The organism is Streptomyces humidus, from assembly GCF_014649655.1.
Taxonomy (GTDB): Bacteria; Actinomycetota; Actinomycetes; order Streptomycetales; family Streptomycetaceae; genus Streptomyces; species Streptomyces humidus.
Genome location: NZ_BMTL01000026.1, coordinates 24,696 through 40,503, shown reverse-complemented (window position 1 = coordinate 40,503; position 15,808 = coordinate 24,696). Strand labels below are relative to the sequence as shown.

General features: G+C 72.3%; 13 protein-coding genes and 2 pseudogenes. 7 read left to right on the top strand and 8 right to left on the bottom strand.

Going from position 1 to position 15,808, the window contains the following annotated elements:
• Positions 1 to 369: 369 nt before the first annotated feature.
• From IE239_RS27780 to IE239_RS27770, 3 genes are all read right to left on the bottom strand, one after another.
• Entirely contained in the window at positions 370 to 1,068 is a 699-nt protein-coding gene (locus IE239_RS27780) for a DUF4386 domain-containing protein (RefSeq protein ID WP_190152146.1), read from the bottom strand.
• Positions 1,065 to 1,313, bottom strand: a complete 249-nt coding sequence (locus IE239_RS27775) for a putative antibiotic biosynthesis monooxygenase (RefSeq protein ID WP_190152145.1) — start codon at positions 1,311 to 1,313, stop codon at positions 1,065 to 1,067. The genes IE239_RS27780 and IE239_RS27775 overlap by 4 nt, the downstream gene beginning before the upstream one ends.
• A 91-nt stretch (positions 1,314 to 1,404) precedes the next feature.
• Complete coding sequence (locus tag IE239_RS27770; RefSeq protein ID WP_190152144.1) at positions 1,405 to 2,340, bottom strand: NAD(P)/FAD-dependent oxidoreductase; 936 nt, start codon at positions 2,338 to 2,340, stop codon at positions 1,405 to 1,407.
• An 80-nt stretch (positions 2,341 to 2,420) separates the two neighbouring features.
• Between IE239_RS27770 and IE239_RS27765 the strand changes: the two genes are divergently transcribed.
• Positions 2,421 to 3,023: a helix-turn-helix domain-containing protein gene (locus tag IE239_RS27765; protein ID WP_190152143.1), complete on the top strand. Its 603-nt coding sequence runs from the start codon at positions 2,421 to 2,423 to the stop codon at positions 3,021 to 3,023.
• A gap of 262 nt (positions 3,024 to 3,285) precedes the next feature.
• On the opposite strand, the gene IE239_RS27760 is transcribed toward IE239_RS27765, so the two are convergent.
• Both IE239_RS27760 and IE239_RS27755 read right to left on the bottom strand, forming a co-directional pair.
• Positions 3,286 to 4,281: an NAD(P)-dependent alcohol dehydrogenase gene (locus IE239_RS27760; protein ID WP_229878349.1), complete on the bottom strand. Its 996-nt coding sequence runs from the start codon at positions 4,279 to 4,281 to the stop codon at positions 3,286 to 3,288.
• 30 nt (positions 4,282 to 4,311) lie between these two features.
• The gene (locus tag IE239_RS27755; RefSeq protein WP_190152142.1) at positions 4,312 to 4,953 is read right to left on the bottom strand and encodes a DJ-1/PfpI family protein; all 642 of its coding nucleotides are present in this window, start codon (positions 4,951 to 4,953) and stop codon (positions 4,312 to 4,314) included.
• A 102-nt stretch (positions 4,954 to 5,055) separates the two neighbouring features.
• Here IE239_RS27755 and IE239_RS27750 point away from each other — a divergent pair, with 102 nt between their 5' ends.
• The 5 genes and pseudogenes from IE239_RS27750 to IE239_RS42415 form a co-directional block, all read left to right on the top strand.
• Positions 5,056 to 7,773 (top strand): helix-turn-helix transcriptional regulator, encoded by a 2,718-nt coding sequence (locus IE239_RS27750; RefSeq protein WP_229878359.1) that lies wholly within the window; start codon positions 5,056 to 5,058, stop codon positions 7,771 to 7,773.
• A 106-nt stretch (positions 7,774 to 7,879) separates the two neighbouring features.
• Positions 7,880 to 9,238, top strand: a complete 1,359-nt coding sequence (locus tag IE239_RS27745; protein ID WP_190152140.1) for an alpha/beta fold hydrolase — start codon at positions 7,880 to 7,882, stop codon at positions 9,236 to 9,238.
• 84 nt (positions 9,239 to 9,322) lie between these two features.
• Positions 9,323 to 10,771, top strand: coding sequence for an MFS transporter (locus IE239_RS27740; RefSeq protein WP_190152139.1), 1,449 nt, complete (start codon positions 9,323 to 9,325; stop codon positions 10,769 to 10,771).
• 50 nt (positions 10,772 to 10,821) lie between these two features.
• Positions 10,822 to 11,688: a CPBP family intramembrane glutamic endopeptidase gene (locus IE239_RS27735; protein WP_190152138.1), complete on the top strand. Its 867-nt coding sequence runs from the start codon at positions 10,822 to 10,824 to the stop codon at positions 11,686 to 11,688.
• 363 nt (positions 11,689 to 12,051) lie between these two features.
• Positions 12,052 to 12,273: pseudogene (locus tag IE239_RS42415) on the top strand (transposase); the annotation flags it as partial.
• Between the two features lie 246 nt (positions 12,274 to 12,519).
• Here the strand turns inward: IE239_RS42415 and IE239_RS27725 are convergent.
• Positions 12,520 to 12,825, bottom strand: coding sequence for a hypothetical protein (locus IE239_RS27725; RefSeq protein ID WP_268254535.1), 306 nt, complete (start codon positions 12,823 to 12,825; stop codon positions 12,520 to 12,522).
• Positions 12,826 to 13,281: 456 nt separating this feature from the next.
• Entirely contained in the window at positions 13,282 to 14,253 is a 972-nt protein-coding gene (locus tag IE239_RS27720) for a cation diffusion facilitator family transporter (protein WP_190152236.1), read from the bottom strand.
• Positions 14,254 to 14,472: 219 nt separating this feature from the next.
• Between IE239_RS27720 and IE239_RS27715 the strand changes: the two genes are divergently transcribed.
• Positions 14,473 to 14,832, top strand: coding sequence for an ArsR/SmtB family transcription factor (locus tag IE239_RS27715; protein WP_190152135.1), 360 nt, complete (start codon positions 14,473 to 14,475; stop codon positions 14,830 to 14,832).
• Positions 14,833 to 14,854: 22 nt separating this feature from the next.
• Here the strand turns inward: IE239_RS27715 and IE239_RS27710 are convergent.
• Positions 14,855 to 15,792: pseudogene (locus IE239_RS27710) on the bottom strand (MFS transporter).
• Between the last annotated feature and the right edge of the window lie 16 nt (positions 15,793 to 15,808).

Sequence of the window (15,808 nt, the reverse complement as noted above, 5' to 3'; positions counted from 1 at the left end):
CCCGGCCCGTTCCCGGACGCGGCTGCACGAGCACCTCGGCATCCCGCCCGGCCCGCTCACCCGTAGGCCGGGCGGTCGTCGCGGGTCTGGTCGGCGGCGTGCCGGGCAGCGAGGCGGGGGACGGCAAGCACGGCAGCGTGGTCGGGTTCGACGCCGTAGCCGGCACGGCGGCCACCGAACGGGACGGTAGGCCCGTACGCTCCCGTCGGCGGCCACCGCATCACACGCCCCGCTGACCGACGTCATCTCGCGTGCCGCAGGCGCTGCCGCCCGCCAGCCGGCCGGCACCGTCCGACACCCACCCCAGCTGGACGCGTTCGTTGGTTCGCTTCGCGCGGGGGAGGAGGCGCCGGGGCCGGAAGCCCGGCTTCACGCCGGTGCGCTGTCACGGCTCAGGACGGGCGAGGGACGGAAGCCCTTGAACGTCAGCCAGAGGCCGAGCCCGAACTCCCAGGCCGCGATGGGGAGGGTGAGCAGCAGGCTGACGACGGAGAGGTCGTCCATGCCGCCGAAGGCGACCACCATGCTCTTGGCGACGAGAAGAGGCGCACCGATGAGTCCGAGGACGGGAAGCGAGCGGGGGACCAGGCCGGCCCGGTACAGCACGGTTCCGAGGAACAGGGCGTTGACGGCGGGCATGATTCCGGGGCCGAAGAGGAACGTCCAGTCGCGTACGTCGACCAGGGCTTGGGCGACGGTGGTCAGGCCGGCCGGTGCGCCGGTGCCGCCGCCGAGGTCCTGACGGAGGGTGACGACCGACAGGACGCTGACGACGCCGACGAGGATGAGACCGGCTTCGACCAGGCGGGAGGAGACGAACCCGAGCGCCGCGGTCCTGCTGACCCGACGGGTCACCGGGTAGAGGGCGAGGGCGGTGGCGACACAGGCGAAGGCGGTGACCAGTTCCATGACGCCGCCGAGGACGACCTGGGTGTCCTGGCCGGCGCCCAGTACGTAGTCGGCGTGGTCGGTGACGGGTTCCAGCAGCGGCAGTGCCGGGATCGAGGCCGCGAAGGTGATCAGGTAGGCGATGCCGCCGAGGAGGGCGACGCGGCGATCTTTGCTCATGACGTGCTCCGTGCGGACAGGACTCTGACGCGGATCTTGTGCAGTTGCGGCATGAGGCCGTAGATGACGATCGGGACGGCGATGGTGGCGAGCACGAAGGTGCGCAGCAGCGTGGACATGGGGCTCAGCCAGCCGGCGAGCGTCACGTTGAGCAGAGCCAGGGTGGGGAAGACGCAGAGCCAGATCATCAGCGCGAGCTGGTGCTTGGTCGGCGGTCCGACCCGGGGGGTGTTCTTGTCGGACATGGTGGTGCCTCTCGTTCGGATCGTGGGTGGCGGACGTTGTCGGATCAGGTGGGCCGCGTTGGGGGACGAGTCAGTGGTCCGCGTTGCCGGATCAGGTGGGCCGGACCGTGCGGAACGCCTCGACGGCGTCCCGCACGTCCTCCTCGGCGAGGTCGTTGTTCATCGCGATCGCGGCGGCGGAGCCCTCGCCCGCGGCGGTGATGACCTGCGCCCGCGGGTTCACGGCGTTGCCGGCCGCCCAGAGGCCGGGCACCGAGGTGAGGCCGCCGGCGTCGACGAGCGGCCATCCGGCGTCGTCGGTCCGGGCGCCGAGGCCGCGGACGAGGGCGTTGTTGCCGACGAACTCGGGCCGCACGAACACCGCGGTGCGCGGGACGCGGCGGCCGTCGACGAGCTCCACCGCGCAGAGCCGGTCGTCCTCGACGACCAGGCGGTCCACCTCGCCCTCGACGATGCCGATGGCGCGGGCGGTGAGCCGTTCGCGGTCGGAATCGGTGAGCTCGGTGGTGTGGGCGAAGAAGACGACGTCCGGACTCCACTGCCGGATCAGGAGCGCGTGCTGGACGGCACCCGGGGTCCCTCCGAGGACGCCGAGGGGCTGGTCACGGACCTCGTGGCCGTGGCAGTAGGGACAGTGCAGCAGATCGCGTCCCCACCGCTCGACCACGCCCGCGATGTCGGGGAGCCGGTCGCTCAGGCCGGTGGTGACCAGCACCCGTCGGGCGAGCAGGGTGCCGCCGTCCTTGAGGAGGACTCCGAACGTTCCGTTCGGCGACCGCATGAGGCCGCTGACCGTCTGGTCGACGAACTCTCCGCCGTAACCGGCCACCTCGGCCCGTCCGACCGCGAGGAGGCCGGCCGGCGGCATGCCGTCGCGGGAGAGGAAGCCCTGCATGTGCGTGGCCGGGGCGTTGCGGGGCCGGCCGTCGTCGATGACGACGACCTCTCGGCGTGCGCGGGCCAGGACCAGGGCCGCGGAGAGACCGGCGGCTCCGCCGCCGATGACTGCGATGTCGTAGGTGTTCATGCCTGGGAGCATGCGACCGCCTTCTCGTGAGCAGCGACATTTGTTGCCGGAACCGGGACGCGCGCGGTTCGCTGGGGGACATGGACGACCGGAACGAACGCATCACCGCCGCACTCGGCGAGGTGGGACCGCGGCTGAAGCGGATCCGCGCGCAGCGCGACATCAGCCTCGCGGAGCTGGCCGGCGCGACGGGCATCTCGAAGAGCACTCTGTCGCGGCTGGAGACCGGCCAGCGCAAACCGAACCTGGAACTGCTGCTGCCCCTGGCGCACGTGTACGGCGTGCCGCTGGACGAACTCGTCGGGGCACCGGAGGTGGGCGACCCCCGGGTGCGGCTTAAGGCGCACCAGGTCCACGGCCGTACCGTCATTCCCCTGACGCGCCAGCCGGGCGCCGTCCAGGTGTGGAAGATCGTCATACCCACGACGAAGAACAAGGTCGAACTGAAGACGCACGAGGGCTACGAATGGCTCTACGTCATCTCCGGGAAGCTGCGCATCGTCATCGGTGACCACGACCTCGTCCTCGGCCCGAGCGAGGTCGCCGAGTTCGACACCCGGGTGCCGCACTGGTTCGGCACCACCGGCGAGGCGCCGTGCGAGGTGCTGTCCGTGCTGGGCCGACAGGGCGAACGCATGCATGTGCGGGCCCGGCCCAAGGGCCGCGGCGGTGACGGAGACTGACTCGTGAACCGCCTCGGCCAGGGAGGCACCGTCGCCGGCCGGGCGTGAGCCGCTGCCGAGCCTGCCGACCCGCCGGGGCCGGGGCTCCCGTTCGCACCGCACGCTCGGGGTGCTCTCCCGAGGGGTGCGGCGCGGGGGTTGGTCCGGGGCGCCGTACCGATCGAACGGTGGTGCGTCTTCCGGATCGGCCGATCCGTGTCCGTGCCCGTGCGGCGGTCGGACCGCTGCGCGGGGCCTGTCACCGGTCCTGTCACCGGTCCTGTCACCGGTCCACGATGATGGCGATCTTGCCGCGGACGCTCCCCGCCGCGAGCTCCCGCACGGCGAGCGGCGCGTCCTCGAGCGGATATACCCGGTCGATGCTGGGGACGAGCCGGCCGGCCTCGATCAATCCGGTGAGCCGGTCGTAGTCGGCGGCGCGTTCCTCGGCGACCAGCAGCGCGAGGCGCTGCCTGAGGAAGACGGAGAGCAGCACACCCCGCAGCTGCCTTCCCATGCCGATGAGCGCACCGGCGTCCTCGCCCCCGACGAACACGGCGGTCCCTCGGGGCCGAAGAGCTCGCCGCAGCCGCCTCAGTGAGGGGTTGCCCGCGATGTCGAGGACGAGGTCGTACCGGCGGGATCCGTCCGCGAAGTCTTCCCGGGCGTAGTCGATGACGCGGTCGGCTCCGAGCGACGTGACCAGGTCCGCCTTCGCGGCGCTGCAGACGCCGATGACCTCCGCCTCGAACGCCTTCGCGAGCTGGACGGCGTAGCTCCCGACGCCGCCGGAGGCACCGATCACCAGGACGGACTGGCCGGCCCGGACCCGCCCGACGTCGACGAGTGCCCGCAGCGCGGTCGCACCCGACACGGGGACGACGGCAGCCTGGGTGAACGAGAGACTGGCGGGCTTGAGGGCGAGCCGGGACTCCCGGGCGACCGCGTACTCGGCGAACGATCCCGGGGCGACACCGTAGACCTCGTCACCGACGGCGAACCGTGTGACCGCCGCGCCGACCTCGACGACGGTGCCGGCCACGTCGCGGCCGGGGACGGGGTTCCTCGGGCGCGTCATGCCGAACGCCAGCCGCATGGCGTAGGGCCTGCCGTTGATCAGATGCTCGGTGCCACGGTCCAGACCGGCCGCGCGGACCTCGACGAGCACATCGTGCTCGCCGACCGCCGGACGCGGGACACGGCCGACCTCCAGGACCTCGGCGGTGCCGTAGCGATGCTGGACGATCGCGCGCATGGTGCGGTGGGAGGGGGACGACATCACAGGTCTCCTTGCTTGTCGGAGTGCTCGTCAGAACGGGGGCAGGGGGTCGTACTGGATCTCGCGGCGGACCTTCCGGGAGCGCTCGACGTCGGTGAGCCGGGCCACGAGGTGCAGCGCCATGTCGATGCCGGCGCTGACCCCGGCGCTGGTGATCAGGTCGCCGTCGTCGACGAATCGCGAGCTGACGTCGGTGACGACCGTGGGGTCCAGCTCGGAGAGCGTGTTGAGCGAGGCCCAGTGCGTGGTCGCCCTGCGGCCGACCAGCAAACCGGCTGCCGCGTAGACCAGGCTGCCGGTGCAGACCGACGTCATCAGGGGAACCGAGGCGCGCTGCCGGCGGACCCAGTCGAGGTGGCCCCGGTCGTGCAGCATCGGCCTGGTGCCCGGTCCACCGGGGTGGACCAGGACGTCCATGGCCGGCGCGTCGTCGATCGAGTGGTGCGCGCCGAGCACCAGGGTCTTGGCGCCCCGGACGGGCCGGCCGTCGGACGAGAGGCAGAAGGCGTCCCAGCCGTCCTCGGGGTGCTGCCGCGTCCAGGCGGACAGCACCTCCCAGGGGCCGACGGCGTCCAGCTCCTCGACCCCGTCGAAGAGCAGGATCCCGATCCGGCGCCGCCGTCCGCCGCCCGGTGCCGGGTCGCCGTTCACATGGTCGTGGTCGTCGTTCATGGAATGAATCCTCACCGCACACGGCCCCGGTCGCCCCGGTCAAACGGCCGGGGTTCGCTCCCGGACCGCGGCGCGCGGGCCAGGTGTATGTTTCGTGGCGTGATGGTCGGTCGCGAGCCTGAGCGGCAGCTCCTGGGCGCGCTTGTCGAGGGGGCGCGCGGCGGGACAGCGGGGACGCTGGTCCTCCGTGGGGAGCCCGGCGTCGGCAAGTCGGCGCTGCTCGACGAACTCGTGGCGGGTGCCGGCGACGTCACCTTGCTGCGCACCCGGGGCCTGGAGGCCGAGGCGCCGCTGGCGTTCGCGGCGCTGCACCGGCTGCTGCGTCCCGTCACCCGGCTCCGCGGCGGACTGCCCGAACCGCAGGCCCGGGCCCTGCGCGTCGCGTTCGGCGAGGAGGAGGGCGCGTCGGTCGAGCCGTTCCTGGTGGGGGTGGCGACGCTGGCGATCCTCACCACCGCGGCGGAGGAGAGACCGGTGCTGTGTGTCGTGGACGACGCGCACTGGCTGGACGCCGCCACGGCCGGGGCACTTCTCTTCTGTGCCCACCGGCTGGGCGCGGACCGTGTGGCCCTCGTCCTCGCAGCCCGGGACGACGCCTGGGGGACCTTCGACCCGCAAGGTCTGCGCGAGCTGGTCCTGACCGGACTCGACCCCGCCGCATCCCGCGCCCTGCTCCAGGCACGCTTCGGCGCCGCGACCGGGCCCGAGGTCGTGGAGCGGCTCGTCGCCGAGACCCGCGGCAACCCCCTGGCGCTGCTGGAGCTCCCCGCCGAGCTGACACGGGACCAGCTCAGCGGCTTGGAGACCCTGCCCTCGCAGCTCCACCTGACCTCTCGCGTCGAGCGGATCTTCCTCGACCGCAGCCGCCGCCTGCCGCCGACCGCGCAGACGATGCTGCTCCTCGTGGCGGCGGACGACAGCGGCGAACCCGACGTGGTGCGGCGGGCCGCAGCCACCCTGGGCCTCGACGACACCGATCTGCAGGCAGCGCTGGACGCGGGACTGCTCGTCGAGAGCCCTGCGGCGCTGTCGCTCCGTCACCCCCTGGTCCGCTCGGCGGTCTACCAGGCCGCGACCGGAGCCCAGCGACGGCAGGCCCACCGGGCCCTCGCACGTGCCCTGTCCGGCCACGGCGACCCCGACCGTGAGGCCTGGCACCGTGCCTCCGCCGCCGAGGGACCCGACCCGGAGGTGGTGGCCGCCCTGGAGCTCGCCGGCACCCGGGCTCAGCGACGGGGCGGGCACGTCGCGGCGCTCGCGGCGTACGAACGCGCCGCGGCACTGTGCGACGACCCGGCGAAGCGCACCGCACTCACCTTCGCCGCGGCCCGCAGCGCCTGGGCCTGCGGCCGGGCCGGCCAGGCGCAGGCACTGCTCTCGAAGGCGCGCGAGACGACGGACGACCCCCTGCTGCTGGCCGACGTCGCACGTCTGCGTGGCCACATCGAGGTCAACCTGGGTTCGGCGTCCGAGGCGCACCGGATCTTCGTGGAGGCCGCCCAGGCCGTCCACCCGGTCGACCCGGCCAGGGCCCTGGACATCGGGGTCGCCGCCGCCGTCATGCGTACCTTCGGCGCCGACAGCGGTACGCCGCTACCGGCCACCGACGCCCTGGTCGTGCCCGTCGCCGACGACGCGCCGCGGACGCTGTGCCTGCGGCACATGCTGGTCGCGATGACGCGGGTGGCCGAGGGCCAGTGGCACGCCGCCACGACCGCCCTGGACCGTGCGCTGGAAATCGGCGACCGGGTCGACGACCGGGACGTGCTGTGGAACCTCGCCAACGCGGCCCTCCAGCTGGGCGACGACCGGGCGCAACAGCACTTCTACGGCTACGCGCTCTCGCGGGCGCGGGAGGCCGGCGCGGTGACGGCGGTGGTCTACTGCCTGCAGCGGCTCTGCTTCGGCCAGTACCTGGCCGGCGACCTCGTCGCGGTGCGCAACAGCGCCGAGGAGGCCGTCTCCCTGGGCCGGAGCATCGGCCAGCCGGCCATGACGGCTCCGCCCCTCGCCTGGCTGGCCGTGCTCGCGGCCCTGCAGGACCGGGACGACCACGACGACCACCTCGCACGCCTCCAGGAACTGGCCGCCGCGTACCCCCTCGGGATCCTGACCGACCCCGTCCACGACCTGACCCGCTGGGCCAGGGGACTTCGCGCGGCCGGTTCCGGCGACAGTGCCGGAGCGTTGCACCACCTCGCACGGTTCCGGTTGCCGGTCCTCGCGCGGATGTCGGCCGCGGAACGCATCGAGGCGGCGGCGCGCGCCGGGGACATGACCGCCGCTCGTGGCTGGACCGACGAACTGGCACGCTTCGCCGACGCCACCGGCAGGCCGTGGGCGCTCGCCGCCGTGGCCTTCGGCCGTGCGCTCACAGCGGACCGCGCCGAGGCCGACGCGCTCTTCAGACAGTCCTTGGCCCACCACGCGGACGCCGGCCGACCGCTCGACGCGGCGCGGGCCCGACTGGCCTACGGGGAGTGGCTGCGCCGCGTCCAGCGGCGGGTCGACGCCCGGCAGCACCTGCGCCGGGCCGTCGAGACCTTCCAGGACCTGCGCGCCGAGTCCCTGGCCGCACGGGCCGACCAGGAACTTCGTGCCTCCGGGGAGACCGCGCGCAGACGCGACCCCGCCACACCGGTCAAGCTCACCCCGACGGAGCTGCAGATCGCGCGACTGGTGAGCACCGGCCTGTCCAACAAGGACGTCGCGGCCCAGTGCTGGATCTCTCCCCGCACTGTCGCCTTCCATCTCCGGAACGTCTTCGCCAAGGCCCAGGTCACCTCCCGGGGCGAGCTCGCCCGGATCGACCTGGCCTGACACCGATCCTGGCCATCTGACCGGGGCGAGCGCTCGATATCGGCGCCACGCTCGGACGCAGTGCACCACGCCGTCACCGGCACCCCACTGCGAGAGCGAGACCGCCATGACCGTCCACACCGACCCCAGCCGTGAAACGGAGCCGCACCGCAGTACGGGTGCCTGGCCCGTCACCCGCGTCGTCCTCGGTTCACTGCTCGCAGGAGCCGTGAGCGCTCTGGTCCTGACCATGCTGGTCTTCCCCGGAGCCACTGAGGCGGTCGTCACCGGTTCGCTGCTGTGCGGCTTCGGTGCCGGCTGGGGCGCGCTCGCTTTCGTCTCGGTCCGCAGGACCCGCCGACCGCAGCGCTGGGCGCGTGTCCCCGCGGTCGCCATGTCGGCCACCGGAGCGGGTCTCGTCGCCTTCGCTCCGGACGACTCCGCCCTCTCGGTGCTGAACTGGGTATGGCCCCCGCTCATGCTGGCCCTGGTGGCCTGGATGTTCGTCCAGGCCCGTCGGTCCCTGCCGATGCGGGCACGTCTGCTGCTGGCACCGGTGTTCGTCACCCTGGCCGCGACCGCCGCCGGAGCCCTGGTGCAGGACGTCACCTCGCCCCTGCTCCGGCACGACCACCCGGCTCCGGGCAGGACCTTCGCGGTGGACGACCACCGACTGCACATCGACTGCCGAGGCGCGGACGGACCGACGGTCGTCCTCTTCAACGGCTTGGGCGAGTTCTCCGCCTCCTGGGCCCGGATCGCCGACCAGGTCGGCGACACCACCCGGGTGTGCGCCTACGATCGTGCGGGCCAGGGCTGGAGCGACGACGCCGACGAGCCCCAGGACGGCGTCACCGCGGCGGCCGACCTGCACACCCTGCTCGCCGCGGCCGGTGAGCACGGACCCTATGTGCTCGTCGGGCACTCCACCGGAGGCCCGTACGCGTTGACGTATGCCGCGCGGTACCCCGGGGACGTCGCCGGCATGGTGCTCCTCGACAGCTCCAGCCCGCGCCAGTTCGCCGACATGCCGGCCTACCCCGCGCAGTACGCGCTGATGAAGCGTGGCCTGTCCCTCCTGCCCACGCTCGCCAGAGTCGGACTGGGCCCGGTGACCGGCCCCGGCTCGCACCTGCCCGGCGCCGAGGGTGACCTGGTGGAGGCCATGGGCTCGACCGTCCGCGCGCAGCGCAACGGCCGCGACGAGATCTCGATGGTCCCCCGCGTCTTCGAGCAGTCGCAGTCGCTCACCACGCTGGACGCCCGCCCGCTGGTGGTGCTCACCGCGTCCGAGAGCCTCGGCACCGAGGGCTGGTCCGCAGCCCAGGACCGGCTCGCGGCCCTGTCCGGCGACAGCGTCCACCGCGACGTCCGCTCCTCCCACGCCGGCCTGGTCGAGGACCCGCACGGCTCGGATGCCTCGGTGGCCGCCATCACCGCTGTCGCCCGGTCCGTGAGCGACGGCATGCCCGTGTCGGCCTCCTGAACCCACCACTCACCACCCTGCACCCACCACCTCGCACCGACCACCTCGCACCGACCACCCTGCACTCAGCCCGAGGAGCATGTGATGTCCCACGCACCCGCCCACCACGGCCACCCGGTCGAGCACCAGGAGGACGAGGGTCCCCGCAGACCCTGGGCCCTGCTCGCCGTCGCGCTCGCCGCCCAGATCCTCGTCGTCCTCGACATCTCCGTCGTCAACACCGCCCTGCCGACGATCGGTCAGTCGCTGCACCTGGCCGGCGGCGATCTGCAGTGGCTGGTCACGGCGTACCTGATGATGTCGGGAGGCGGTCTGCTGCTCGGCGGCCGCGTCAGCGACCTGCTGTCCCGGCGAGGCGTCTTCCTCACCGGCCTAGGCCTGTTCACCGCCGCCTCGCTGGTCAGTGGGTTCGCCGAGACCGGCACGCAGCTGGTCGTCGCCCGTGCGGTCCAGGGCCTGAGCGCCGCACTGCTGACCCCGTCGGCGCTGTCGCTGATCACCACCACCTATTCAGGTGCCCAGCGCAGGGCCGCACTCGCGCTATGGGGGGCCGTCGGCAGCCTCGGCGTCGCCGCGGGTGTCCTCGTCGGCGGGGCCATCACGACGTGGACGAGCTGGCAGTTCGTCTTCTGGGTCAACGGTCCTGTCGGCCTCGTCGCCCTGTTCGTCGGACGACGCGTCATCGCCCGGGAGAAGACCACGGTTCCCGCGCGCTCGGCCTTCGACGTCCCGGGGGCCGCGACGGTGATCGCCGGGCTCGCCGCGCTCGTTCACACCTTGGGAAACACCGGCACGTACGGCTGGTGGTCGGTCCGGACGCTGGCCGGCCTGGGGGCGTCGGCGGTGCTGCTGGTCACGTTCCTCATAGTCGAGCAGCGTGCCGCCAGGCCCCTCTTCCCGCCGCACGTCTGGAAGCTGCGCCCCCTGGTCTCCGGCACCACGGTGATGCTCGGCGTCACCGGGATCCTGGTCGGGACCGTCTTCCTGGCGTCGATCTTCATGCAGACCGTGATGGGCTTCTCCGCCCTGCGGACCGGCCTGGCCTTCCTGCCCTTCGCCCTGGCCATCACGGCCGGCACGGTCGTGGCCCGTCACCTCCTGGCCCACGTGACCCCGCGCGTGCTCGCCGCCGCCGGGATGGTGCTCGTGGCCGGGGCTTCTGCCCTGCTCTCCACGGCCTCCGCCGGCTCCCAGTACGCCGTGGACCTGCTGCCCGGTCTGGCCGGACTGGGCCTGGGCGTCGGCATGGTCTTCGTCCCCGTGTCGGTCACCTCCATGTCGGGGATCCCCGACACGCACGCCGGCGTGGCGTCCGGGTTCCTGATGACCGGCCACGAGATCGGCGCCGCCCTCGGCGTCGCCGTCCTGTCCGCGGTCGCAGGCACCGCCGGTTCCCTCGCCACCGCCGACGGTGCTGTGCACGGGTTCTCCCGCGGTCTCCTGGGCGCCGCCGTGATCGCCGTGGCGGTCGCCGTCCTCGCCCTGGTCCGGATGCCCGCGACCCGCGCCACCGCCGGCGTGCACCTGCACTGATCCACCGTCCAGATCCGCAGGCCGGGCGATCCGCGCAGAGGAGGCTCAGAATGTCCAGCACCCGCATCGTGTCCCACGACCGGAGCGTCGTCGTCGCCGAACGCCCACGCCTCCGGCGCACCGTCGAGGGGGTCGGCTTCGTCGCCGCCTGGGTGGGCCTGGGCTACCTGCTTCCCGTCAGCGCCGAGGCCTACCTCCTGATGGGGATCCCCCTCACCATCGCCTTCCAGACACTGGTGCGCCGGAGGCCGGTGCGGGAGCTGCTGGTCCGCGGCGGCGGTGCGGGTCCGGTCCGGCGGTCCGGGCTCGGCCGTCGTGACGTGGCGGTGACGACCCTGCTCGTCCTCGCCCCGCTCTCCTGGGGGCTGGAGGCGGCCGGCCGGGGGAGCCCGTGGATCACCGGGTGGTATGCCGCAGCGGTCGTCGGCGGGGCGGCCGCGGCGTACGCCCTGCGCTCGACGTCGGTGCGTGCCATGCTCCGGTCCGCCGCGCTGCCCGCGGCCGTCGGGGTGGTGGGCAATCTGCTTGTCCTCGGTGGTGTCCACCTGGCCACCGGCACCTCCCTCGATCTCACGGCGATGCCGGGCAGCGTGCTGAAGTGGCTGGCGATCTACTTCCCGGCGACCTTCGTGATCGAGGAAGTGGCCTTCCGCGGCGCTCTCGACGCGCACATCCACCACCCCGGTGAGGGCCGGGGCCGGAGATCGGCGCTGCTGGTGTCCGCGCTCTGGGGTCTGTGGCACCTGCCGGTCGCGGACGGGATGCCGTTGTCCCTCCTCGTGCCGTCCCTGCTGATCTGGCACTGCCTCGTCGGGGTGCCGCTGTCGTTCGCCTGGCGACGCAGCGGCAACCTGAGCGGTCCGGCGTTCGCGCACTCGGCCATCGACGCGGTACGCAATGGGCTCATCGGCCTCTGAGCAGCTTCCACCACCGTCTCGCCGCGACCGCCGGACAGGCGCACGGCAGGCACGTCGAGCGATACCGCGGAGCCACCGGCCAGCCGAGAGCATCAGAGGCTGCCCAGTTCCCCAACCGGTTTCGCCAACCGGTTCCTCCCGTACGTCCGATGCCGGTCCAGCCCGGTTTCCGCGGCCTCCGGCCCCTCGCTCGGCCACGGCGATCACGCCCGAAGGGCGTTTCCGAGAGAATGCGGAGGCGCCGTGGAAGCGTCCTGGCGTGCAAACGTCACTTACTGGCTCTGACGAAAGCTGTTGATCATGTGACTGTTGGCTTGTCCGCTCGCTGGTCTGGTCGTGGGGGAACGCCAGTCGCGACCGTGGATCGTGTCGGATGAACTCTGTTCACTCATCGAGCCGTTGCTGCCCGAGCCGGCGCCGAAGCTGGTCGGGGGCAGGCGTCGGATGCCGGACCGTCAGGCCCTGTGCGGGATCCTGTTCGTCCTGCATACCGGCATCCAGTGGGAGTACCTGCACCAGGAGCTGGGCTTCGGCTCGGGGATGACATGCTGGCGGCGCCTGGCGGCCTGGAACGAGGCCGGCGTCCTGCGCCCCGCCGCGCCTCCGAAGTGGAGGGCGACCGCGTTGCCGGAGTCCAGGTCGATCACGGCGGAGCCGGAGTTGCCGCCCAGTGTGGTGGCGTCGTGGTGGACTACATCCTGCCCCTCGACTGCGGTGAGCTGTCCTGCGGCCAGCCGCTTGCAGTTGTAGACGCCGTCGAAGATGCGCTGCTGGTCGGCCGGGTCGGCGCGGGAGTCGTGCCGGGGTAGCCGATCACCGCGATCCAGCCGCTCACGCGCGCCCCGGAAGCGTCGAGCGCGATGGCGGCGGCGGATTCTCGCCGTCCTCGCTGTTTGGGTCGATCCGCAGCAGCGCCACGTCATACCTGTGGTCCGGTTCGATCCACACGACCTCGGTGACCCGCAAGCGGGACTCCTCCGGCTGCTGGTACTCCTGGTACCGGTCCAGGCTGGGCCGTACGACCTTGCCCGTCCAGGACTGTTTGAAGGCGCACTCCGAGCCGGAACTTGCTCCGGTCTGCCGGGCGAACTCCTCGGCGACGTGACGGTTCGTCACAACGAGTAGGTGGCCCACCATCCAGCCGGTGCCGACCCATTTCAGGTCATGGTTGCGCAGGTCGATACGGCCGACGCTGGGATCGCCTGCTCCAGCGGCCCACGGGCACGCTCGACGCGCGCCGTTACGCTCGCGCTGGTGGCCCGGCCGTCGGTCGGCAGCTTGAACGTGGATTTCTGCACCGGGTGCACGGGCCGGGTGAAGCGCTCGATGATCGCCTCCAGGCCGGAGCCGTCCGGCCCTCAGATGCCCTCGGACATACGCTTCACGGCTTCGGCGGCCCGGTCGGCCGTGAGCCCGGCGTCCACGCTCTCGAACCCGCCGAGGCCGGTCGTCGTACTCGCCGCGATCTCGTCGAACCGGTCGAGGAACTCCTGCCTGACCTCGTCGTCGATAGCGTCCCGACCATACCCCGGCCCGGTACCTGGCGCCGATGTATCAAAGCGGCCGCGGCCACCACGATATTTCCTTCTCGGATCATCCCGCGTGGTGGGCCAGGGTGGCGTGCGGGTCAGCGCCGTGGGTGGTGTGGTCGGTGTGCACGGTGGCGGCGGTCAGCCGCGGTACGGCGTGGATCAGAGCGTGCTCGGCTGCGACGGCCAGGGCGTGGGCCTGGACCACGGTGAGGTCGGGGTCGACGACGATGTCGGCCTCGGCGCGCAGGGCGTGGCCGATCCACCGCATGCGGACCTGCCCGACGCCGCGGACGCCGTCCACGGCGTGCAGCGCATCTTCGGCGGTGTCGACCAGGGCGGGGTCGACGGAGTCCATCAGCCGGCGGTAGACCTCGCGCGCTGCATCGCGCAGCACCATCAGGATGGCGATCGTGATCAGCAGGCCGACGATCGGGTCGGCGGCCCTCCAGCCCAGCGCCGCGCCGCCCGCTCCGAGCAGGACGGCCAGGGAGGTGAATCCGTCGGTGCGGGAGTGCAGGCCGTCGGCCACCAGGGCGGCGGAGCCGATCTTGCGGCCGGTGCGGATGCGGTAGCGGGCCACCCACTCGTTGCCGATGAACCCGACCACCGCGGCGGCGGCGACCGCCCACAGGTGGGTGATGTCACGCGGGTTGAGGAGCCGGTCGACGGCCTCGTATGCGGCCAGTGCGGAGGAGCCCGTGATGGTGAGGACGATGGCGATGCCGGCCAGGTCCTCGGCGCGGCCGTAGCCGTAGGTGTAGCGGCGGTTCGCCGCCCGCCGGCCCAGCATGAACGCGATCCCGAGGGGGACTGCGGTCAGGGCGTCGGCGGCGTTGTGGATGGTGTCGCCCAGCAGTGCCACCGATCCCGACACGGCGACGACGGCCGCCTGGATCACCGTGGTTGCGCCCAGGATGCCCAGCGATAGCCACAGGGTGCGCATGCCCTCTTTCGAGGTCTCCATAACCGAGTCGACTTTGTCCATCGCCTCGTGGCTGTGCGGGGTGACCAGGTGTGAGAGTTGGTGGCGGATCCGCGACCAGCGCGTAGAGCCGTGCCCATGACCGTGCTCATGTTCGTGCTCGTGACCGGCGTTCGACCCGTGCTCGTGACCGTGGCCATGTCCGGTGCCTGGCCCGTGTTCGTGCCCGCTGTTCGGCTCGTTGTGACCGTGGTGCTGGCTCACCGTGTACTCGCTCTCGACAAGAGGCCAAGGAGTGGACGGGGACGCCCACCCGCCTATTATGTGCGTATGAGCGCACGCATGTACCTCTCACCTGCGCAGGGTTCGCACCCGCGAGATCCGGGCGTCGAGCACTTCCGGGTCGCGGCCGAGATCCTGGGCCTGCTGGCCGACCGGACCCGCCTCGCGCTGCTGCACACCCTGGCCAAAGGTGAGGCGGACGTCACATCGCTGACCGAGGTGGTGGACGTGGCGCGGCCGGCGGTGAGCCAGCATCTGGCCCGGCTGCGGATGTCGGGTCTGGTCACCACCCGCAAGGACGGCCGCCGGGTGATCTATGCACTGACCGACGGACACCTGCGCCGTCTGGTCACCGAGGCCCTCGACGTGGCCGACCACCGGCTGACCGGGCGCGCACCGCACGCATGAGGCACACGCCCGGCCAGCGGTCTCACGCCGTAGCCGGCGCTGCTGCTGCGGCCGTCGCGGGTCGCAGATGCCCGGTGCGGCGGAGCCCGGTCGGGGCTGCGGCGCACCCGATCCCGAGTGCGGTCAGCGCCGTCCGGGGCAGCCACGGAAGGTGCGCGCGGGCGGCGAGGTCGAACAGAGCGCCCACGGCGAGATTCCCGCCGGCCACCGCGATGCCCGAGACAGTGCTGTAGGCCCCGTAGTACGTGGCGACCAGGCGCTCACCCGAGAGCCGGACGAGGGTGTCCATCTCGAACGGGTACAGCAGGGCGCAGCCCGCGGCCGGCAGCGCCGCGCACGTCATCAGCCCGGCGTGCCCGAGCGTCGCGGCGAACCCGTCGGCGGGGCGGTGAGGTCCAGGCAGAAGTGTCAGGAACGCCGCCCCCATGACCGCGAGCCCGATCGCGATGGCCTTGAGCGCGTCCAGGCGTTTCCCGGCCCAGCCGGTCAGCCGCAGCTGGCCGGCGACCGCGACCGGAGCGGAGACGGCGAAGAACCACACCCATCGCCATACCGCTGCCGTCGCCGAGGAGGGTACGGGCCTGCAGAGGCAGGGCGAGATAGGTCTGGAAGGCCAACAAGTAGGAGCGGGCCATCGCCGCTGAGAACAGCACGAACGGCCGGTTGCGCAGAATCGTCCGCCAGTCCGCGGCGATGCCCCGCCACCCGGTCGTACGCTGCGGATGCGGTAGGGGCCGGCGGGAGGGCAGAGCGCGGGCCTGCACGACTGCCAGAGTCGCGAACACGGCGGCTGCCACCGTGCACACCGCCGAGCCAGAACATGCCCTGCTGGGAGAGGTTGCGTACCCCGATTACCAGGCCGACCGCCCACGCTGCCAGGCCCAGACCGTGGGCGAGATGGTCGGCGAGGTAGGGCATGAGCATGTAGAAGCCGAGATTGATGCCGAACTGGTCGACCATCAGCAGCTGAAGGACC

Coding starts and splice junctions, on each gene's coding strand:
- IE239_RS27760 (WP_229878349.1), bottom strand. CDS start 4,281: ATGTCGTCCCCCTCCCACCGCACCATGCGCGCGATCGTCCAGCATCGC.
- IE239_RS27775 (WP_190152145.1), bottom strand. CDS start 1,313: ATGTCCGACAAGAACACCCCCCGGGTCGGACCGCCGACCAAGCACCAG.
- IE239_RS27745 (WP_190152140.1), top strand. CDS start 7,880: ATGACCGTCCACACCGACCCCAGCCGTGAAACGGAGCCGCACCGCAGT.
- IE239_RS27725 (WP_268254535.1), bottom strand. CDS start 12,825: ATGGTGGGCCACCTACTCGTTGTGACGAACCGTCACGTCGCCGAGGAG.
- IE239_RS27735 (WP_190152138.1), top strand. CDS start 10,822: ATGTCCAGCACCCGCATCGTGTCCCACGACCGGAGCGTCGTCGTCGCC.
- IE239_RS27770 (WP_190152144.1), bottom strand. CDS start 2,340: ATGAACACCTACGACATCGCAGTCATCGGCGGCGGAGCCGCCGGTCTC.
- IE239_RS27750 (WP_229878359.1), top strand. CDS start 5,056: ATGGTCGGTCGCGAGCCTGAGCGGCAGCTCCTGGGCGCGCTTGTCGAG.
- IE239_RS27780 (WP_190152146.1), bottom strand. CDS start 1,068: ATGAGCAAAGATCGCCGCGTCGCCCTCCTCGGCGGCATCGCCTACCTG.
- IE239_RS27740 (WP_190152139.1), top strand. CDS start 9,323: ATGTCCCACGCACCCGCCCACCACGGCCACCCGGTCGAGCACCAGGAG.
- IE239_RS27765 (WP_190152143.1), top strand. CDS start 2,421: ATGGACGACCGGAACGAACGCATCACCGCCGCACTCGGCGAGGTGGGA.
- IE239_RS27715 (WP_190152135.1), top strand. CDS start 14,473: ATGAGCGCACGCATGTACCTCTCACCTGCGCAGGGTTCGCACCCGCGA.
- IE239_RS27755 (WP_190152142.1), bottom strand. CDS start 4,953: ATGAACGACGACCACGACCATGTGAACGGCGACCCGGCACCGGGCGGC.